This is a genomic window from Halomonas heilongjiangensis (assembly GCF_002879645.1).
Taxonomy (GTDB): domain Bacteria; phylum Pseudomonadota; class Gammaproteobacteria; order Pseudomonadales; family Halomonadaceae; genus Halomonas; species Halomonas heilongjiangensis.
In genome coordinates, this window is the sequence record NZ_PNRE01000047.1 from 25,450 (window position 1) to 42,017 (window position 16,568).

The 16,568-nt window shown below is 67.2% G+C and carries 12 protein-coding genes; 7 read left to right on the top strand and 5 right to left on the bottom strand.

Features of this window, described 5'->3' with window-relative positions; translation table 11 throughout:
- Position 1 precedes the first annotated feature (1 nt).
- Both C1H66_RS10625 and C1H66_RS10630 read right to left on the bottom strand, forming a co-directional pair.
- Entirely contained in the window at positions 2-1,864 is a 1,863-nt protein-coding gene (locus tag C1H66_RS10625) for an IlvD/Edd family dehydratase (protein WP_102627858.1), read from the bottom strand.
- A 315-nt stretch (positions 1,865-2,179) separates the two neighbouring features.
- On the bottom strand, positions 2,180-3,889 hold the full coding sequence (locus C1H66_RS10630; RefSeq protein WP_102627859.1) for a DEAD/DEAH box helicase: 1,710 nt from the start codon (positions 3,887-3,889) through the stop codon (positions 2,180-2,182).
- Positions 3,890-4,333: 444 nt separating this feature from the next.
- Between C1H66_RS10630 and C1H66_RS10635 the strand changes: the two genes are divergently transcribed.
- Entirely contained in the window at positions 4,334-4,783 is a 450-nt protein-coding gene (locus C1H66_RS10635; RefSeq protein ID WP_102627860.1) for a YaiI/YqxD family protein, read from the top strand.
- On the opposite strand, the gene C1H66_RS10640 is transcribed toward C1H66_RS10635, so the two are convergent.
- Both C1H66_RS10640 and C1H66_RS10645 read right to left on the bottom strand, forming a co-directional pair.
- Positions 4,780-5,784 carry a glutathione S-transferase family protein gene (locus C1H66_RS10640; protein ID WP_102627861.1) on the bottom strand — a complete coding sequence of 335 codons (1,005 nt, stop codon included), beginning with the start codon at positions 5,782-5,784 and terminating at the stop codon, positions 4,780-4,782. The two genes, C1H66_RS10635 and C1H66_RS10640, sit on opposite strands and share 4 nt — an antisense overlap.
- 83 nt (positions 5,785-5,867) lie before the next feature.
- Entirely contained in the window at positions 5,868-6,782 is a 915-nt protein-coding gene (locus C1H66_RS10645; protein WP_102627862.1) for a LysR family transcriptional regulator, read from the bottom strand.
- Positions 6,783-6,880: 98 nt separating this feature from the next.
- Between C1H66_RS10645 and C1H66_RS10650 the strand changes: the two genes are divergently transcribed.
- The 4 genes from C1H66_RS10650 (at position 6,881) to C1H66_RS23535 (ending at position 12,248) form a co-directional block, all read left to right on the top strand.
- Complete coding sequence (locus C1H66_RS10650) at positions 6,881-7,735, top strand: pirin family protein (protein WP_102627863.1); 855 nt, start codon at positions 6,881-6,883, stop codon at positions 7,733-7,735.
- 204 nt (positions 7,736-7,939) lie between these two features.
- Positions 7,940-9,676 carry a peptidoglycan DD-metalloendopeptidase family protein gene (locus tag C1H66_RS10655; protein WP_102627864.1) on the top strand — a complete coding sequence of 579 codons (1,737 nt, stop codon included), beginning with the start codon at positions 7,940-7,942 and terminating at the stop codon, positions 9,674-9,676.
- Between the two features lie 138 nt (positions 9,677-9,814).
- The gene (locus C1H66_RS10660) at positions 9,815-11,659 is read left to right on the top strand and encodes an ABC transporter ATP-binding protein (RefSeq protein ID WP_102627919.1); all 1,845 of its coding nucleotides are present in this window, start codon (positions 9,815-9,817) and stop codon (positions 11,657-11,659) included.
- A 328-nt stretch (positions 11,660-11,987) separates the two neighbouring features.
- Complete coding sequence (locus C1H66_RS23535) at positions 11,988-12,248, top strand: DUF1127 domain-containing protein (protein ID WP_102627865.1); 261 nt, start codon at positions 11,988-11,990, stop codon at positions 12,246-12,248.
- A gap of 82 nt (positions 12,249-12,330) precedes the next feature.
- On the opposite strand, the gene C1H66_RS10670 is transcribed toward C1H66_RS23535, so the two are convergent.
- The gene (locus C1H66_RS10670; protein WP_102627866.1) at positions 12,331-13,968 is read right to left on the bottom strand and encodes a L,D-transpeptidase family protein; all 1,638 of its coding nucleotides are present in this window, start codon (positions 13,966-13,968) and stop codon (positions 12,331-12,333) included.
- Positions 13,969-14,096: 128 nt separating this feature from the next.
- Between C1H66_RS10670 and C1H66_RS10675 the strand changes: the two genes are divergently transcribed.
- Both C1H66_RS10675 and C1H66_RS10680 read left to right on the top strand, forming a co-directional pair.
- Positions 14,097-14,807 (top strand): murein L,D-transpeptidase catalytic domain family protein, encoded by a 711-nt coding sequence (locus tag C1H66_RS10675; RefSeq protein WP_102627867.1) that lies wholly within the window; start codon positions 14,097-14,099, stop codon positions 14,805-14,807.
- A gap of 279 nt (positions 14,808-15,086) precedes the next feature.
- A complete protein-coding gene (locus C1H66_RS10680; RefSeq protein ID WP_102627868.1) occupies positions 15,087-16,439 on the top strand; it encodes a NarK family nitrate/nitrite MFS transporter in 1,353 nt (450 codons plus the stop codon).
- Positions 16,440-16,568 lie beyond the last annotated feature (129 nt).

The following is a 16,568-nucleotide window of genomic DNA, read 5'->3' on the forward strand; positions in this document are numbered from 1 at the left end:
GTCAGTGGTTATCCCTCGGCGGATGCTGGCGTGCCACGTCACGATAGCGGGTCGCCGGCGCCAGTGTCATGCCGCGCTCCAGCGGCTCCACCATCGAGCGCTGGATCTCCTGCCAGGGCGTCTGGTGGTCGGGATAGCGATAGCCGCCGGCCGCCTCGAGCCGCCGACGCCGCGCCTTGAGCTCGGCCTCGTCGATCAGCAGCCGCACCTCGCCTCGCTTCAGGTCGACACGCAACCGGTCGCCGGTTTCCAGCAACGCCAACCCACCGCCGGTGGCCGCCTCCGGCGAGGCGTTGAGGATCGACGGCGAACCGGAGGTCCCCGACTGACGCCCATCGCCAAGGCACGGCAGCGACTCGATGCCGCGTCGGATCAGCGCCTCCGGCGGCTGCATGTTGACCACCTCGGCGCCGCCGGGGTGACCCACCGGGCCGGCGCCGCGCATCACCAGGATGGTGTGCTCATCGATGCCGAGCGCCGGGTCGTCGATGCGTGCGTGGTAGTCCTCGGCGCCGTCGAACACCGCCACCCTGCCCTCGAAGGCGTCGGGGTCGGCAGGGTCGTTGAGGAAACGCGCGCGGAAGTCCGGCGAGATCACGCTGGTCTTCATCAGCGCCGAGTCGAACAGGTTGCCCTTGAGGTTGAGGAAACCGGCGTGTTCCACCAGTGGGTTGGCGTAGTGGCGGATCACCTCGGGGTCGCGGGTTTCGCAGCCCTGCACGTTGGCGACGAGCGCACGGCCGTTGACGGTCATCACCTCGCCGTTAAGCTTGTCCGCCGCCAGGAGTTCGTGAAGCACCGCCGGCACGCCGCCGGCGCGGTGGAACTCCTCGGAGAGGTAGGCGCCGGCCGGCATCACGTTGGCCAGCAGCGGGATTTCGTGGCCCAGCCGCTGCCAGTCGTCGTTGGTCAGTTCGACCCCGGCATGGCGGGCGATGGCATTGACATGGATCGGCGCGTTGGAGGAACCGCCCAGCGCCGAGCAGGTCACGACGGCGTTCTCGAATGCCTCGCGGGTGAGAATGTCCAGCGGCCTCAGGTCCTCCCAGACCATCTCGACGATGCGGCACCCGGTCTGGTAGGCGACCATGGCGCGCTCCTTGTAGGGCGCCGGGATCATCGCCGAGCCGGGCAGGCTCATGCCCAGCGCCTCGGCCAGGGCATTCATGGACGAGGCGGTGCCCATGGTGTTGCAGTGGCCGATGGAGGGCGCCGAGTCGGCGCCCCGCGACAGGAACTCGGCGTAGTCGATGTCACCGGCCGCCAGGCGCTTGCGCAGCTCCCAGATGATGGTGCCGGACCCGACCCGTTCGCTACCGCGCCAGCCGTTGAGCATCGGCCCGCCGGAGAGCACGATGGCGGGGATGTTGACCGTGGCCGCGGCCATCAGCGCCGCCGGGGTGGTCTTGTCGCAGCCAGTGGTCAGCACCACGCCGTCGAGCGGATAGCCGTGCAGCACCTCGACCAGCCCCAGATAGGCCAGGTTGCGGTCCAGCGCGGCGGTGGGCCGGCGCACGTTCTCGTGGATCGGGTGCATGGGGAATTCGAACGGCACCCCGCCGGCGGTACGAATGCCGTCCTTCACGCGCTTGACCAGCTCGATGTGGTGGCGGTTGCAGGGCGTCAGGTCGGAGCCGGACTGGCTGATGCCGATGATCGGCTTGCCGCTGGTGAGCTCCTCCAGGGTGATGCCGTAGTTCAGGTAGCGCTCGATGCACAGCGCCGTGGTGCCCGGATGCTCGGGGTTGTCGAACCAGTAGCGCGAACGCAGCTGGTCGGGAGTGATCCGGTGTGGCTTGTCGGGGGTGCCGGACCACGCGTCGGAGCGGGGCGGACGGGCTCGGGACGAATCAGGTGACGACATGGGAAGAGGCTCCTGTGGCACAGTCAGGCCATGAGCGGCAAGCAAGGGGTCCAGACCCCACAGACAGTAATGCCACGGCCAGCGGCAAGTCGACACATGCAAAAGTATATGTTGAACAAATGCTGGACATGTTCGTCATTGGCAGGAGATGGGTGCGGGCCTGGAACCGCACGCCGGGCAAGGTCAAGCCGGCGTCCGTCGGCCTGGCGAACGCCGTCTGGCGCTCACGAAAAACGGGCCGGGGGAGAACTCCCCCGGCCCGTTGCCTGGTGGCTTGCCGCCCGCCACTGCGTAGCGGTCGGCCTGGCCTGTCCCTCAGCCGCGTGACTGGCGGCGGATCGGCGCCTCGCCGTCGTCACGACGACGCGGTGCGCGCTCGGGGGCGCCGCGATCCTCGCTGATCTCCAGCGGACGGCCGGCCACCCGGGCACGGGCCATCTTGGCCAGGATGCTCGCCGGCAGCGAGCTCGGCAGCTCGACCACCGAGAAGGCGTTGCGGATATCGATGCGACCGATGCGCGCGCCCTCGATGCCGCCCTCGTTGGCGAGCGCCCCGACCAGTTGGCCCGGCTTGACGCCATCCTTGTGACCCACGGCGACGCGGTAGCGGGTCATGCCCTCGCTGGGGCCGCTGTCGCGGCGACGCGGCGGCTTGCCGTCGCGGGCGGCGCGCTCACCACGGTCATTGTCGCGACGCGGCGCCTGCAGGCGACCGATCGGCGCCTCGTCGGCGCGCGCCATGGCGGCGAAGGCACAGGCCAGCTCGATGGGGTCGTGCCCCTCCTCGACCAGGCGCTCGACCAGGGCAGTCTGCTCCTCGGCGCCCTTGGTCAGGGAGGCGACCACGCGCTGGTGGAATACCTCGTCGCGATGGGCGCGGATGGCGGCCTCGTCGGGCAGCGGCATCTCGCTCAGCTTCTGGCCGGTGGCCTGCTCGAGCCAGCCCACCTTGCGCCCCTCGCGGAAGCCGACGAAGGTGATCGCCACGCCGGTGCGGCCGGCACGGCCGGTACGCCCGATGCGGTGGGTATAGGCCTCGGCGTCCTGGGGCAGGTCGTAGTTGATGACGTGGGTGATGCGCGGCACGTCGAGACCGCGGGCGGCCACGTCGGTGGCGATCAGCACATCGACCTTGCCACGCTTGAGGCGCGTGATGGTGCGCTCACGCAGGCTCTGGTCGAGGTCACCGGAGAGGCTCGCCACGTTGACGCCACGGGCCGAGAGCTGCTCCATCAGGGTGGTGCAGGCGGCCCGGGTGCGCACGAAGACGATGGCACCGTCGACGGGCTCGACCTCGAGGATACGCGACAGCGCCTCCAGCTTGGCACCGCCGTCGACACGCACCATGCGCTGGTCGATGCTCGCCGCGGTACCGACCCGGGCCTCGATGGCCACCTTGACCGGGTCGACCAGGTAGCGATTGACGATGCGCTCGATCTCGGACGGCAGGGTGGCGGAGAAGAACACCCGCTGGGCATCCTTGGGCGTGTCGGCGACCACGCGCTTGACGTCGTCGATGAAGCCCATGCGCAGCATCTCGTCGGCCTCGTCCAGCACCAGGGCGGAGAGACCGTCGAGCTTGAGGCTGCCGCGATCCAGGTGATCGATCACCCGGCCGGGGGTGCCCACCACCACCTGGGCGCCGCGCTTCAGCGCGCCCAACTGCTCGCGGTACTCCTGGCCACCGCACAGGGTCGCCACTTCCAGGCCCTTGAGGTTCTGGCCGTACTTGCTGAACGACACGGCCACCTGCTGGGCCAGTTCACGGGTCGGCGCCAGCACCAGCACCTGGGGCTCGCGGCGCTCGAGCTCGAGGCGCGACAGGATCGGCAGCGCGAAGGCAGCGGTCTTGCCGGTGCCGGTCTGGGCCTGGCCGAGCATGTCACGGCCTTCCAGCAACGCCGGGATGGTCTGCATCTGGATCGGCGAAGGGGTCTCGTAGCCCAGGGTTTCGACAGCAGAGAGAACGGCAGGCAGCAGGGCCAGATCGCCGAAGCTCGGCGCAGCGACAGAAGTCGAGGTCATCAATCACACCTTGGTAGGCCGGCGATGGCCGGCAAATCACATTGAGGCACCCCCGACGCAAGCAAACGGTCGGGCGCACTGCGCCAGTCGCTGGGCCGTCATGGCCAGGGGGCAGAGCGAGTCACGGTATCGGGGACGCCGGTCGCACCTGGCATCCGGTTCGAGCCCAAGGGGCTGGCGAACCGCTAAGGCGACCTTTCTGCGCCGATGCCACCTGTTCTGGCGGCATCTGGTTGGCGCTCCATCTTCACATCTCGGACACTGGCGGTAGATGACCGCAGGTCTCGGTGATTCGGCTCGGGCACTCGGCTCAGGCGAATCGTCATGATGGCGGGGTCAGCACATGCGAGGAGCGCGCATGCTACCATCGGCACTCATCGCTGGCCAGCCTTTTCGGGTTGGCGTTCATCGCGCCCCTTGCCCCCTTCCTGCCAGGAGTTTGCCATGCCGAGTCTCTGGGTCGACGCCGATGCCTGCCCCAAGGTGGCCCGCGAGATCATCGTGCGCGCCGCCGAGCGCACCGCCACGCCGACCTGGTTCGTGGCCAACCACGCCATACCGCTGCCGCCGTCGAAGTGGGTCAGGGCGCTGGCGGTGAGCCACGGCTTCGATGCCGCCGACAACGAGATCGTCGCGCGCCTGGCCGCCGGCGACCTGCTGATCACCTCGGACCTGCCGCTGGCCATGGAAGCCATCGACAAGGGCGCCGCGGTGATGACCACCCGCGGCGAGATGCTCGACCGGAGCAATATCCGCGCCCGGGTCCAGATGCGGGACTTCATGGAGACCCTGCGCGCCAGCGGCGAGCACACCGGCGGTCCCAAGGGCTACGCCGACACCGACCGCCGCGAGTTCGCCAATGCGCTGGATCGCTGGCTGGCGAAGAACGCCTAACCCTTCTCGCGAATCCCCTGCCCCGGCAACCGCTCGCGGTCGTGGGGCCGCTCGAGGTCGAGGAGCGGGCCACGGGGCACGATGCGCGTCGGGTTGATGGTGTCGTGACTGTAATAGTAGTGGCGCTTGATATGGTCGAAGTCCACGGTTTCCTTGATGCCCGGCCACTGGTAGAGCTCGCGCAGGTAGTTCGACAGGTTCGGGTAGTCCTCGATGCGCCTGAGGTTGCACTTGAAGTGGCCGTGGTAGACCGCATCGAAGCGAATCAGGGTGGTGAACAGCCGGATGTCGGCCTCGGTCAGCCACTCGCCGGCCAGGTAACGGCTCTCGGCCAGCCGCGCCTCCATCCGCTCCAGCGCCTCGAACAGCGCCACCACGTGCTTCTCGTAGACGGCCTGCTCGGTGGCGAAGCCCGCCTTGTAGACGCCGTTGTTGATGTGGTCGTAGACATCGGCGTTGACCGCATCGATGGCTCGACGCAGGTCCGTCGGGTAGAAATCGAGCCGGTTGCCGGTCGAGGCGTCGAAGGCGTCGTTGAAGATCCGCAGCAGGTCGGCGGACTCGTTGTTGACGATGCGCCCCTCGCGCTTGTCCCATAGCGCCGGCACCGTGACCCGCCCGGTGTAGTGCGGGTCGGTCAGGGTGTAGAGCTGGCGATGGTAGTCGACGCCGTTGACCGGGTCACCACTGGAGCCTTCGCTCTCCTGATAGGTCCAGCCCTGGTCGAGCATCAGCGGGCTGACGTGGGAGACGCCGATCAGTTCCTCGAGCCCCTTGAGCCGGCGCAGGATCAGGGTGCGATGGGCCCAGGGGCAGGCCAGGGAGACATAGAGGTGGTAGCGCCCGGCCTCGGCGGGCAGCCCCGGCTGGCCGTCCGGGCCCGGGCCGCCGTCGCGGGTGATCCAGTCGCGGAGCTGGGCGGATTCGCGCACGAACTCGCCACCGTGCTTGCCGGTGTCGTACCACTGGTCATGCCAGACGCCTTCGATCAACAGGCCCATGGTGTCCTCTCGTCAGTCAACAGGGATTTGAGGTAGAGCCTAGAGCGATTTCATCGAATCTCAAGCGCATCCTTTGCCACGATTCATTCGACCATATCGAATGGTTCGACCTCCGAGCAGGACGCCACGCCCTGCTTGAGGGCGCTGGCCATGGCGTGAGTCGCCGGCCCGGCCCGGTCGCGGTCACGATGGATGAGCTGGATCGGAATCTGGCGGATACCGCCGGCGGTGAGCGGCAGCGGCTTCAGCCGCCCCTCGTTCAGGGCACCGAGGATCCGCGTCTCCGGCACCCAGGCGAAGCCCAGACCCCGCTCGAGCATGTCGATGGAGGTATGCAGGTGACCCAGGGTCCAGCGCTGCTCGGCCTTCAACCAGCCCGAGTCCATCGACTGTCGCAGCGCCGAGTCGCGCACCACCAGTTGGCGATGCTGGATCAGGTCGCGCAGGTCGAGCGGGCGTGCCAGCCGATGCAGCGCATGCGCCGGATGTGCCACGGCGATGAAGCGCACCGTGACCAGTGGCTCGCCCAGGAACCCCTGGGCGGCGAGCCCCGAGACCACCAGGTCGGCACTGCCGTCATAGAGCATCTCGATGCCGCCGTTGAGTACCGTCTCGTGCAACTGCACCCGCACATGGGGAAACTCCCGCGAGAAGGTCTCCAGGGCGCGGGCCAGGGCGTCGGGCGGAAAGACCTGATCGATGGCCAACACCACCTCGGCCTCCAGCCCCTCCGCCAGGCGCGTTGCCACGTCTTCCAGCGAGGCGGCGCTCTCGATCAACTGGCGCGCCCGACGCAGCAGCATCTCACCCGCTTCGGTCAGGCGTACCTGCCGCCCCACCGGCTCCAGGACCCGTACGCCGAGCTGCTCCTCCAGCTTGTGCACCGCGTGGTTCAGGGTCGACGGACTCTTGTGGATGGCCTCGGCGGCCCGCGCGAAGCCGCCATGGTCGACCACCGCGGCCAGCATCTGCCATTGGGTCAGGGTGACTCGGGACATTTCGATTTCCTCGAACACTCAAAGCGAAACATTGCGCTTAATTTTCGAAAAATCCGACCTAAAATGCCAGGGAAACCTTGCAAGAACGGAGAAATCTCATGGCTTCCACTACGCCGCGTCGGGTCGAGCAGCTGCAACCCAGCCATCCCAGTCAGGATGGCGACGGGGTGAGGATCCAGCGGATCCATGACTTCGGCGGCGGACTGGATCCCTTCCTGATGCTCGACGAGCTGGGGTCGGACCGTCCCGACGACTACATCGGCGGCTTCCCGCCCCACCCCCACCGCGGCATCCAGACCCTGACCTACGTGATCCACGGCGGCCTGACCCACGAGGATCACCTGGGTCACGCGAGCACCATCCGCGCCGGCGACGCCCAGTGGATGCATACCGGCCGCGGCATCATCCACTCGGAGATGCCACTCACCGACAGCCAGGGCCTGCACGCTTTCCAGCTGTGGCTCAACCTGCCGGCCCGGGACAAGCTGAGCCCGGCCACCTATCGGGATGTGCGCGCGGCCGAGATGCCCCGCCTCGCCGGCAAGGGCGCCGAGCTGATCGCCCTCGGCGGGCGCTGGCAGAACGCCGGCGGCGAGCACGTCGATGGCCCGCTGAATGCCCTCGCCGGCGACGGAGCCGTGGCCCATGTGCGCCTGGAACCGGGTGGTGAGCTGTCCCTCGAGACGGATGCCCCCACCCTGCTGGTCTACGTCTTCGACGGCAGCCTGACCGTCGGGGAGACCACCGTGCCCCGAGGCCAACTGGCCCGGCTTGGCAGTGGTGAGCAACTGGTGCTGGGCAGCGCCGCGGGCGGCCAGGCCCTGCTGCTGGCCGGCCAACCACACCGGGAGCCCATCGCCCATTACGGGCCGTTCGTGATGAACGAGCACGCCGAACTGGAGCAAGCCCTGCGCGACTATCGCGACGGCACCCTGACGGGCACCCGAGGATGACCGACCGCGGCAGGGGTTGATTTCCCCCTCGTCTTCGGCTCCAATGAACGATTAGTAAACAGCGTTCGCTTTACCCGAGCCGATCTGCGCCAGGCGTGGATCGGCACATTCCTGTATGTACATACAGACTAGGCACGCCATGCGTCATGGGTTATGGTTTCGATGCCTTTTTTTATTCTTTTCATCAGTCATTGGCCTTTACCCATGTTGCGAATCCTCCATTCGCTGCCCCGCACGCACAAGCTGTTACTGTTACCCGTTGCCACCATGGTCACAGTGCTGGGCGCACAGAAAATCGTCACCTCCTTCCAGGATGTCCAGCGTGAGAATCAGCCGCTCGACACTGTTCTCGTCCCCCTCGATCCCGATACTCAACCCGGCCTCCCCTCGCTGAGTTTCGACCGTAGCCCGGTCGCCGATGCCATCGAGATGGCCTCGCTGGCGCTCGATGCCACCCGCGAACATGTACCGCTGTCGAGTCTCACCGCCTCCGAAGTCGTCGATATCGATTTTGTCACCTCGGCCAGTGCCGCCGGCGAGAGCGCCGAGAACCGGGTGGTGCCACTGACGCTGGCCAGGGCCGAACGGCACATCGACGAGCCGGTCGATGACGGTCTGGCCGACGAGCCGATGCTCGATGATGGTGCGCTGCACATGGCGGTGGTGATCGGCACCATTTCCAGCGGCATGCTCGATCATGACGAGGCCCTGGTGGCGGATGCCACCTCCTATGAAGAGGTCCCCGAAGAGGAACTCATCCTGTTCGGGGAAGGCCCGGTTTTCCTCGAGGAAGAGATCGCCGCCAGCGAGCCCTACGTACCCGAATGGGAGACCTACACGGTAGAGCAGGGCGATACCTTCGCGGTCATGGCCCAGAATCGCCTGGGGCTCGGCTACAGCGAGGTGTTGAGCCTGCTCGACGAGCTGCCCGACAAGAACGTGTTGACCCGCTGGCGGGCCGGTAACAGTTTCGAGTATCAGCTCGACGAGGACGGCAAGCTACTGACCCTGAGGGTGATGCGTAACGCCCGCAATGGCTTCTTCATCGAGCGCGGGGAAGACGGCTTCGAGGTCGCCACCATCGAACGCGCCGGTGAAGCCACCCAGCGCCTGTTCGCCGGCACCGTCAGCGGCAGCTTCGCCCGCTCGGCACAGGCAACCGGCCTCTCCAGCTCGGAGGTCAGCCAGCTCTCCCGCCTGCTGGAGAAGAAACTGGACTTTCGCCGCGACACCCGTCGCGGCGATCGTTTTCAGGTGCTGGTCGAGTCCGACATCGTCGACGGCCAGAGCCTCGACTCCCGGGTGCTGGCGGTGCAGTACGAGGGGGCTCGCATGGATCTGACCGTGGTCCGCAACGGTGCCGACAACAACTTCTACACCCCGGAAGGCGAGAGCCTCGATCCGGCCTTCAACCGCTACCCCTTCGCGGGCAGCTACCGCCTCAGTTCCAGTTTCAATCCGCGCCGCAAGCACCCGGTCACCGGGCGCATCAGCCCGCATCGCGGTACCGATTTCGCCATGCCCATCGGCACCCCGATCCAGGCGCCGGCAGACGGCCAGGTGGAGAAGGTAGGCAATCATCCGGTGGCCGGCCGCTACGTGGTGGTACGCCACGACAATGGCTACCGCACTCGCTACCTGCACCTGTCGCGCCCGCTGGTCAATCGTGGCGACCGGGTCAGCATGGGCGAGCGCATCGCGCTCTCCGGCAACACCGGCCGCAGCACCGGGCCGCACCTGCACTATGAGGTGATCGTCAACAACAACCAGGTCGATGCCATGAAGGTCGACCTGCCGGAGAACCAGAGCCTGTCCGGCGATGCGCTGCTGGCCTTCCAGCGCGACGCCGAGCCCCTGCTGGCCGTCCTGCAGAGCGGCGAGACCGGCACCGTGGTCGCCCGCGCGCAACAGCCCGAAGCGAGCGACGACGACGAGGGCTGAGCCTTCCCCACCCGAGCCTCGTCCCGCGCCCCGCCATCGAGCGGGGCGCGGTCCTTCCGGGGGATGAGAGATCCCCTCGCCGGCCGGGTAGACTGAACAGCTTCCCAGGACCGGAGATCCCGCTTGTCCTCACCCCATCTGCGCCGCGCCATCCCTGCACCGCCCGCCAACGGCAACCGCCTCAACGCCTTCTTCGGTGTCTTTCGCTACAGCCACCGGGCGCTCACGCTGGTTTGGCAGACCTCCCGCTCGCTGACCCTGGGTCTGGCCGCCTGCACCCTGGTCGCCGGGGTACTGCCGGCGGTGGCGGCCTGGATCGGCCAGTTGATCGTCGATGCCGTGGTGGCCGCCATGGTCGATCATGGCGAGACAGGCCGCGTGGACTGGTGGCCGGTGCTGCGCTACGTGCTGGCCGAGGCGGGGGTGATCGCCGTCATCGCCCTGGCCCAGCGCGGGCTCTCGGCCCAGCAGTCGCTGTTGCGCGCCCTGCTCGGCCAGAAGGTCAACGTGATGATCCTCGAGAAGGCCGGCACCCTCACGCTCGCCCAGTTCGAGGATTCGGAGTTCTACGACAAGCTGACCCGAGCCCGACGCGAGGCCTCGATCCGCCCGCTGGGGCTGGTCAACAAGACCTTCTCGCTCGCCCAGAACGCCATCTCCCTGGCCAGCTTCGGGGTGCTGCTGGTGCAGTTCTCGCCCTGGGCGATCCTGATCCTCGTGATCGGGGCCCTGCCGGTGTTCGTCTCCGAGGCCAAGTTCTCCGGCGATGCCTTCCAGCTGTTCCGCTGGCGCTCCCCCCAGACCCGCATGCAGATGTACCTGGAGACGGTGCTGGCCCGGGAGGACAGCATCAAGGAGGTCAAGCTGTTCGGCCTCGAGCCGCTGTTGCTCGACCGTTACCGCCGGATCTTCGACACCCTCTACGGCGAGGATCGCCGCCTGACGCTGCGCCGCGAGACCTGGGGCTTCCTGCTCGGCCTGCTCGGCACCCTGGCCTTCTACGGTGCCTACGCCTGGGTGGTGGTGGAGACCGTGACCGGCCAGCTGACGCTCGGCGAGATGACCATGTACCTGATGGTGTTCAAGCAGGGCCAGGCGGCGCTCTCGGCGAGCCTCACCTCGATCAGTGGCATGTACGAGGACAACCTCTATCTCTCCAACCTCTACGAGTACCTGGAGCAGCCGGTGGACGCCGAGTCCGGCACCCGCACCACCGGCGCCCGGCCCGGAGACGGCATCCGCTTCGAGAACGTGAGCTTCACCTACCCCGGCGCCGAGAAGCCCGCGCTGTCGGGCATCTCGCTGCACCTCAGGCCCGGCGGCAGCCTGGCCCTGGTCGGCGCCAACGGCTCCGGCAAGACCACCCTGATCAAGCTGCTCACCCGACTCTATGCGCCAAGCGAGGGGCGCATCCTGCTCGACGGCAGCGACCTGCGCGACTGGGACATCCAGGCCCTGCGCCGGCGCATCGGGGTGATCTTCCAGGACTTCGTGCGCTACCAGCTCAAGGTCGGCGAGAACCTGGGGGCCGGCGACGTCGCCGCCTTCGCCGACGAGGCCCGCTGGCGGGAGGCCGCCCGGCGCGGCCTGGCCGACGACTTCATCACCGACATGCCCGGCGGCTACCATACCCAGCTCGGGCGCTGGTTCAAGGGCGGCCAGGAGCTCTCCGGCGGCCAGTGGCAGAAGATCGCCCTGTCGCGGGCCTACATGCGCGAGAGCGCCGACATCCTGGTGCTCGACGAGCCCACCGCGGCCATGGACGCCGCCGCCGAAGCCGCGGTGTTCGCCGACTTCCGCGAACACAGCCACGACAAGATGACCATCCTGATCTCCCACCGCTTCTCCACGGTGCGCGCCGCCGACCAGATCCTGGTGGTCGACGGCGGCAGGATCCTCGAGCGGGGCGACCACGACAGCCTGATGGCGGCCGATGGCCGCTATGCGCGGCTGTTCCGGTTGCAGGCCGAGGGCTACCGCTGACGGCCGATCATCGGTCTAGGTCTACCGCTGCATCGGTTGACGCTTCATCAGTCATTGTTTATAAGAGAAAGGGTCACGCCTCGCCGCGTGGCGCTCATCCACTCAACGAAGACCCGCCCTTCATGCTCTGGTCAACCCGCGGCAATACATCCGGCACCTGGCATCCCGTTTCCCATAACGCGATGCGAGCATGCCCGTTGCCGTGTGCCAGTAGCTAACTGATTGAAGGACGCTGGCCGCGGCACTTGTCGCGGCCAAGCTATCACCTCCCCCTGGTCATATTTTGTTCGCGCACAAGCCCCGGCCTCCTGACCCAAGGAGACTGAGAATGGCAATTGCACGTACCGCCAAAGGGATAATTCGTAGCGTTCGCGCGCACTACACCAAGCGACGTCAATACGCCGAACTGAGGGAGTGCGACCCCCGCATGCTCCGGGACATCGGCCTGCGCTGGGAGCGCGGCAACCTGGTAGCGATCAACCCGGAACGCGAGCAAGCCACCGCTCCGGCGAGGCCCACGCCGCGCAACAAGGCGGTTGAACCGGCACCATCGGCAGTCTGTCCCTGCTGTGGCGCCAGGCTGGCTTAGCCAAGGCCCCGGTCACAGGACGTGACCGGGGCCTTTTCCCTCACCGCCGAACGCCGCGTTCCTCGTGCCGCAGGGCACCCTGCTACAATTCGAGCGGCCGGTCCAGCGCCTCCAGCAAGACCTCGTCGCGCTGGTAGATGTCCGGGCGGAAGGCCAGTTCGCCGTCCTCGGCGGCGTGCACCGTCCAGTAGTGCAGGATCACCGGCACGCGCTTCGCCAGCCGCACATTGCGGGTCTGGCCGCTGTCGATCAGTGCCTGGATGTCATGGCCGCTGTCGGTATCGTCGAACAGCAGCTGGGCGAACTCCAGCACGCCCTGCACCCGGATGCAGCCGGAGCTGAAGGCGCGCTGTTCGCGGGCGAACAGCCCCTGGGCGGGGGTATCGTGGAGATAGACCATGTGGTCGTTGGGGAAGCGGATCGCCACCTGCCCCAGGGCATTCTGCGGCCCCGGCGCCTGGCGCAGCATGACATTGCCGGGCCGCTCCCAGTCGACCTCCCAGGGATCGAGGGGCACACCCGAGGGGCCCAGCACCTGGATCCTTTCCCGCCACAGGTAGCCGAGGTCCTGGCGTACCGCCGGCAGCACGTCCTCGCGCAGGATGGTGGGTGGGATCGTCCAGGTCGGGTTGACGGTCAGGTGGGTGATCTCGGAGCGCAGCGAGGGGGTGCGCCGGTAGGGCCGCCCCACCACGATGCGCGAGCGCCAGATCTCGCCATCGGGACGGAAGTAGCTGATCTGGTAGCCGGCGATGTCCACCAGCACGAAGGCGTCGGGCAGGCCATGCAGCAGCCATCGGGCCCGCTCGAGATTGAGGCGGATCTGGTCGATGCGCTCGTCCACCGGTACGTCGAGCGCCGCCCGGGTCCGTGTCCCGACGATGCCGTCTGCCTCCAGCAGGTGGCGACGCTGGAAGCGCCGCACCGCCGCTTCCAGTCGCTCGTCATAGTGGCGCGGATCCGGGGCTTCCAGCTCGAGCTCCGCCACGTTGACGCCATCCACCGCCACCAGCTCCAGCTCACCGATCACCGACAACCGCTCGCGCAGCACCACCACGTCATCGTCGATCTCGCCCGGACGCAGCGCCCGGTCCCGGGCCGGCAGGCTCGGCCAGCCGCCGAGGCGCTCGAGGTTGCGATAGCGAGCCAGGCCGGTCCGCAACCGCTCATAGGGCGCATAGGCGGGACGCACCGCGGCGAAGGCCTGCTCGAAGCGCTGGGCATCCACCGCCCGGGAGTATGCCGCCAGGTCCAGCGGTGGGGCGGCGATCGGCACCTCCCAGTCGGGGTCGATGCCGCGGGGATCCAGCTTGCCACGCTGCAGATGCCGCAAGGCCGTCAGCAATACCCGGCTGGCGTGCAGGTCGAAACGGGCCTGCTGTTCGGGATCGGCCTCGTTCTCATAGGCCCGCCGATGCCCCGCCACCAGGGCGTCCGGCCGATAATCCTCGGGGATCAACCCATCGCCATCCAGGGTATGCAGCGCCGCGGCAAAGGCGGCCACCGTGCGGGAATCCGTCCAGGCCGGGCGTTGCCCGCGCACCGCATAGAAGGCCTGCAAGTCATCGCTCGCCTCGGCCAACAGGGCGGTGATGGCGGCTTCGAGGGGTGACGCTGACTCACCCTCACTCGGTTCTTCCTGCCCCGAGACGAGGGCCACCGGCATGAGCAGGGCCAACAGCAAGGAAATGAGGAAGATCCTGCCTGCGCGAGCGTGCATCGTCCTGAACTCCTGCGTTGATGGAGGCGCCTGGTCATCCTGACCCTCATGGTCATAATAGTGCCAGATAGGGGGGTACAGGGAAGCAGCCCCCTTCCTTGCGCCAGAACGAACGCCACGGGGCCCCCATGACGCGACTCCTGCTTCCCCTGATGACCGGCTCGCTGCTGGTCAGCCTGTCGGCCGCCGCCGACGACTTCCTCGCCCAGGTACTGCACCCCGACCTACTCCGACCCGCGCCCCTGGCGCACACCCTGACCCGACTGGCACCGAACGCCGACCGCCGAGTCCTGCAACTCGCCGCCAGCGCCCTGAACTGCGCGGCTCCCGAGGCCGGCCGTCTCGCGGTGATCGACTACTCCCTGCCCTCCACCGAGCCACGCCTCTGGGTGTTTGACCTCGACCGGGGCGAATTGCTGTTCGAGGAGCTGGTCTCCCATGGGCAGGGCTCGGGAGATGCCGAAGCCACGCTGTTCTCCAACACCCCGGAAAGCCACCAGTCGAGCCTGGGGCTGTTCCGCACCCTGAACAGCTACTACGGCCGCAATGGCTACTCGCTGCGACTGGAAGGACTGGAGCCGGGTGTCAACGACCTGGCCTACCAGCGCGCCATCGTGATGCATGGTGCCGACTACGTCAGCGAGGCCTTTATCCGGCGGACGGGCCGGCTGGGCCGCAGCCACGGCTGCCCGGCGGTGCGCCAGGAGGTGACCTACCCGCTGATCGACAGCCTCAAGGAGGATCACTACCTGTTCGCCTACTATCCCGACCCTGAGTGGCTGGAGAGCTCCGCCTTCCTGGGTTGCGAGCGTGACGAGCGCCCGTTGGCCATGCAGTAGGCACTTCCCCAGGCACCAAGGCGGGGCATCCTGGCCCCGCCTTGCCCTTTCTTGCAGCGCAGCAGACCCTGCTCACGCCTCGCCACCTCCCCTCGACTCATAGCCAACCATATGAAATAAAAGAAATACCACAAAGTTGGCAGCCGCCTTGCTTGGGATAGACCAGATAATGGTAGGCGTGGACCAGGCTCCCCCAGGAGTACGAGTGCGTCGAACCTGACCTTCAACGATGAAGGACACGTTCCCGGATTCGCTACCATCCAACGCGAGGCCTGACCCATGGATATTCTCAACAAGGCCAACAGGATTCGCCTGTTGAACTTCAGTTCCCCCCAGATGCGTGCCTTCCACTTCTCGTGGTTCGCCTTCCATATCTGCTTCTTCGGCTGGTTCGGCATTGCACCGTTGATGGCGGTGGTCCGCGAGGACCTCGCCCTCACCCAGACCCAGATCGGCAATACCATCATCGCCTCGGTGGCCATCACCGTGATCGTACGCTTGCTGATCGGCGTGCTCTGCGACCGCATCGGACCGCGCAAGGCCTACAGCGGCCTGCTGATCCTCGGCTCGATTCCCGTCATGGGCATCGGTTTCGCCAACAGCTTCGAGACCTTCCTGCTCGCACGGCTGGCCATCGGCGCCATCGGCGCATCCTTCGTGATCACCCAGTACCACACCACCATGATGTTCGCCCCCAACGTGGTCGGCACCGCCAACGCCACCAGCGCCGGTTGGGGCAACCTGGGCGGCGGTACCACCCAGATCCTGATGCCGCTGATCTTCTCCGGCCTGCTGATGCTCGGCGTCAACGAGGCACTGGGCTGGCGGCTGGCCATGGTAGTGCCCGGCGTGGTGCTGTTCATCACCGGCATCTGCTACTACCTGTTCACCCAGGACGCCCCCAACGGCAACTTCGATGAGCTGCGTGCCCGCGGCGAGCTGCCGCCGGCCAATGGCGAAAACGGCGCCGGCAAGAGCTTCCTGGCCGCGGCCAAGGACATCCGTGTCTGGGCGCTGTTCGTGGTCTACGCCATCTGCTTCGGCGTCGAGCTGACCATCAACAACATCGCCGCCATCTACTTCTTCGACCACTTCGACCTGACACTGGCCACCGCCGGGATGATCGCCGGCCTGTTCGGGCTGATGAACGTCTTCGCCCGCACCATGGGCGGCGTCTTCTCCGATCTCTTTGCCCGCAACGGCGGTCTCAAGGGGCGGGTACGCTGGCTGTTCATCGCCCTGGTCTGCGAGGGCATCGCCCTGATCGGCTTCTCGCAGATGCATGTGCTGTCGTACGCCATCGGCATCATGCTGGTGTTCAGCCTCTTCGTGCAGATGGCCGAAGGTGCCACCTATGGCGTGGTGCCCTTCATCAACAAGAAGGCGCTGGGGGCGGTAGCCGGCATCGTCGGCGCCGGCGGCAACGTCGGTGCGGTGGCCGCCGCCTTCCTGTTCCGCTCGGAGGCGATCACCTACCAGCAGGGGCTCTTCTACCTGGGCCTGGTCGTACTGGTGCTGGCCTCCTTCGCCCTGCTGGTGCGCTTCTCGGAGGAAACCGAGGCCGAGGAGGCCAAGGCCTACCGCGAGGCCATGGGCGAAGACAGCGGTGCCGGCGCCCTGTCGCTGCGTTGATTCACCCGCCCGATCGCGTGCTTGCCGCCGCCCCACCGGGGCGGCGGCAGTCGTCGGGAACGAACTGGCACGGAACTTGCGAATTAGATGCAGGAGCGTCTCGCTTCCAGAGCGACACCGAAGAGGTCA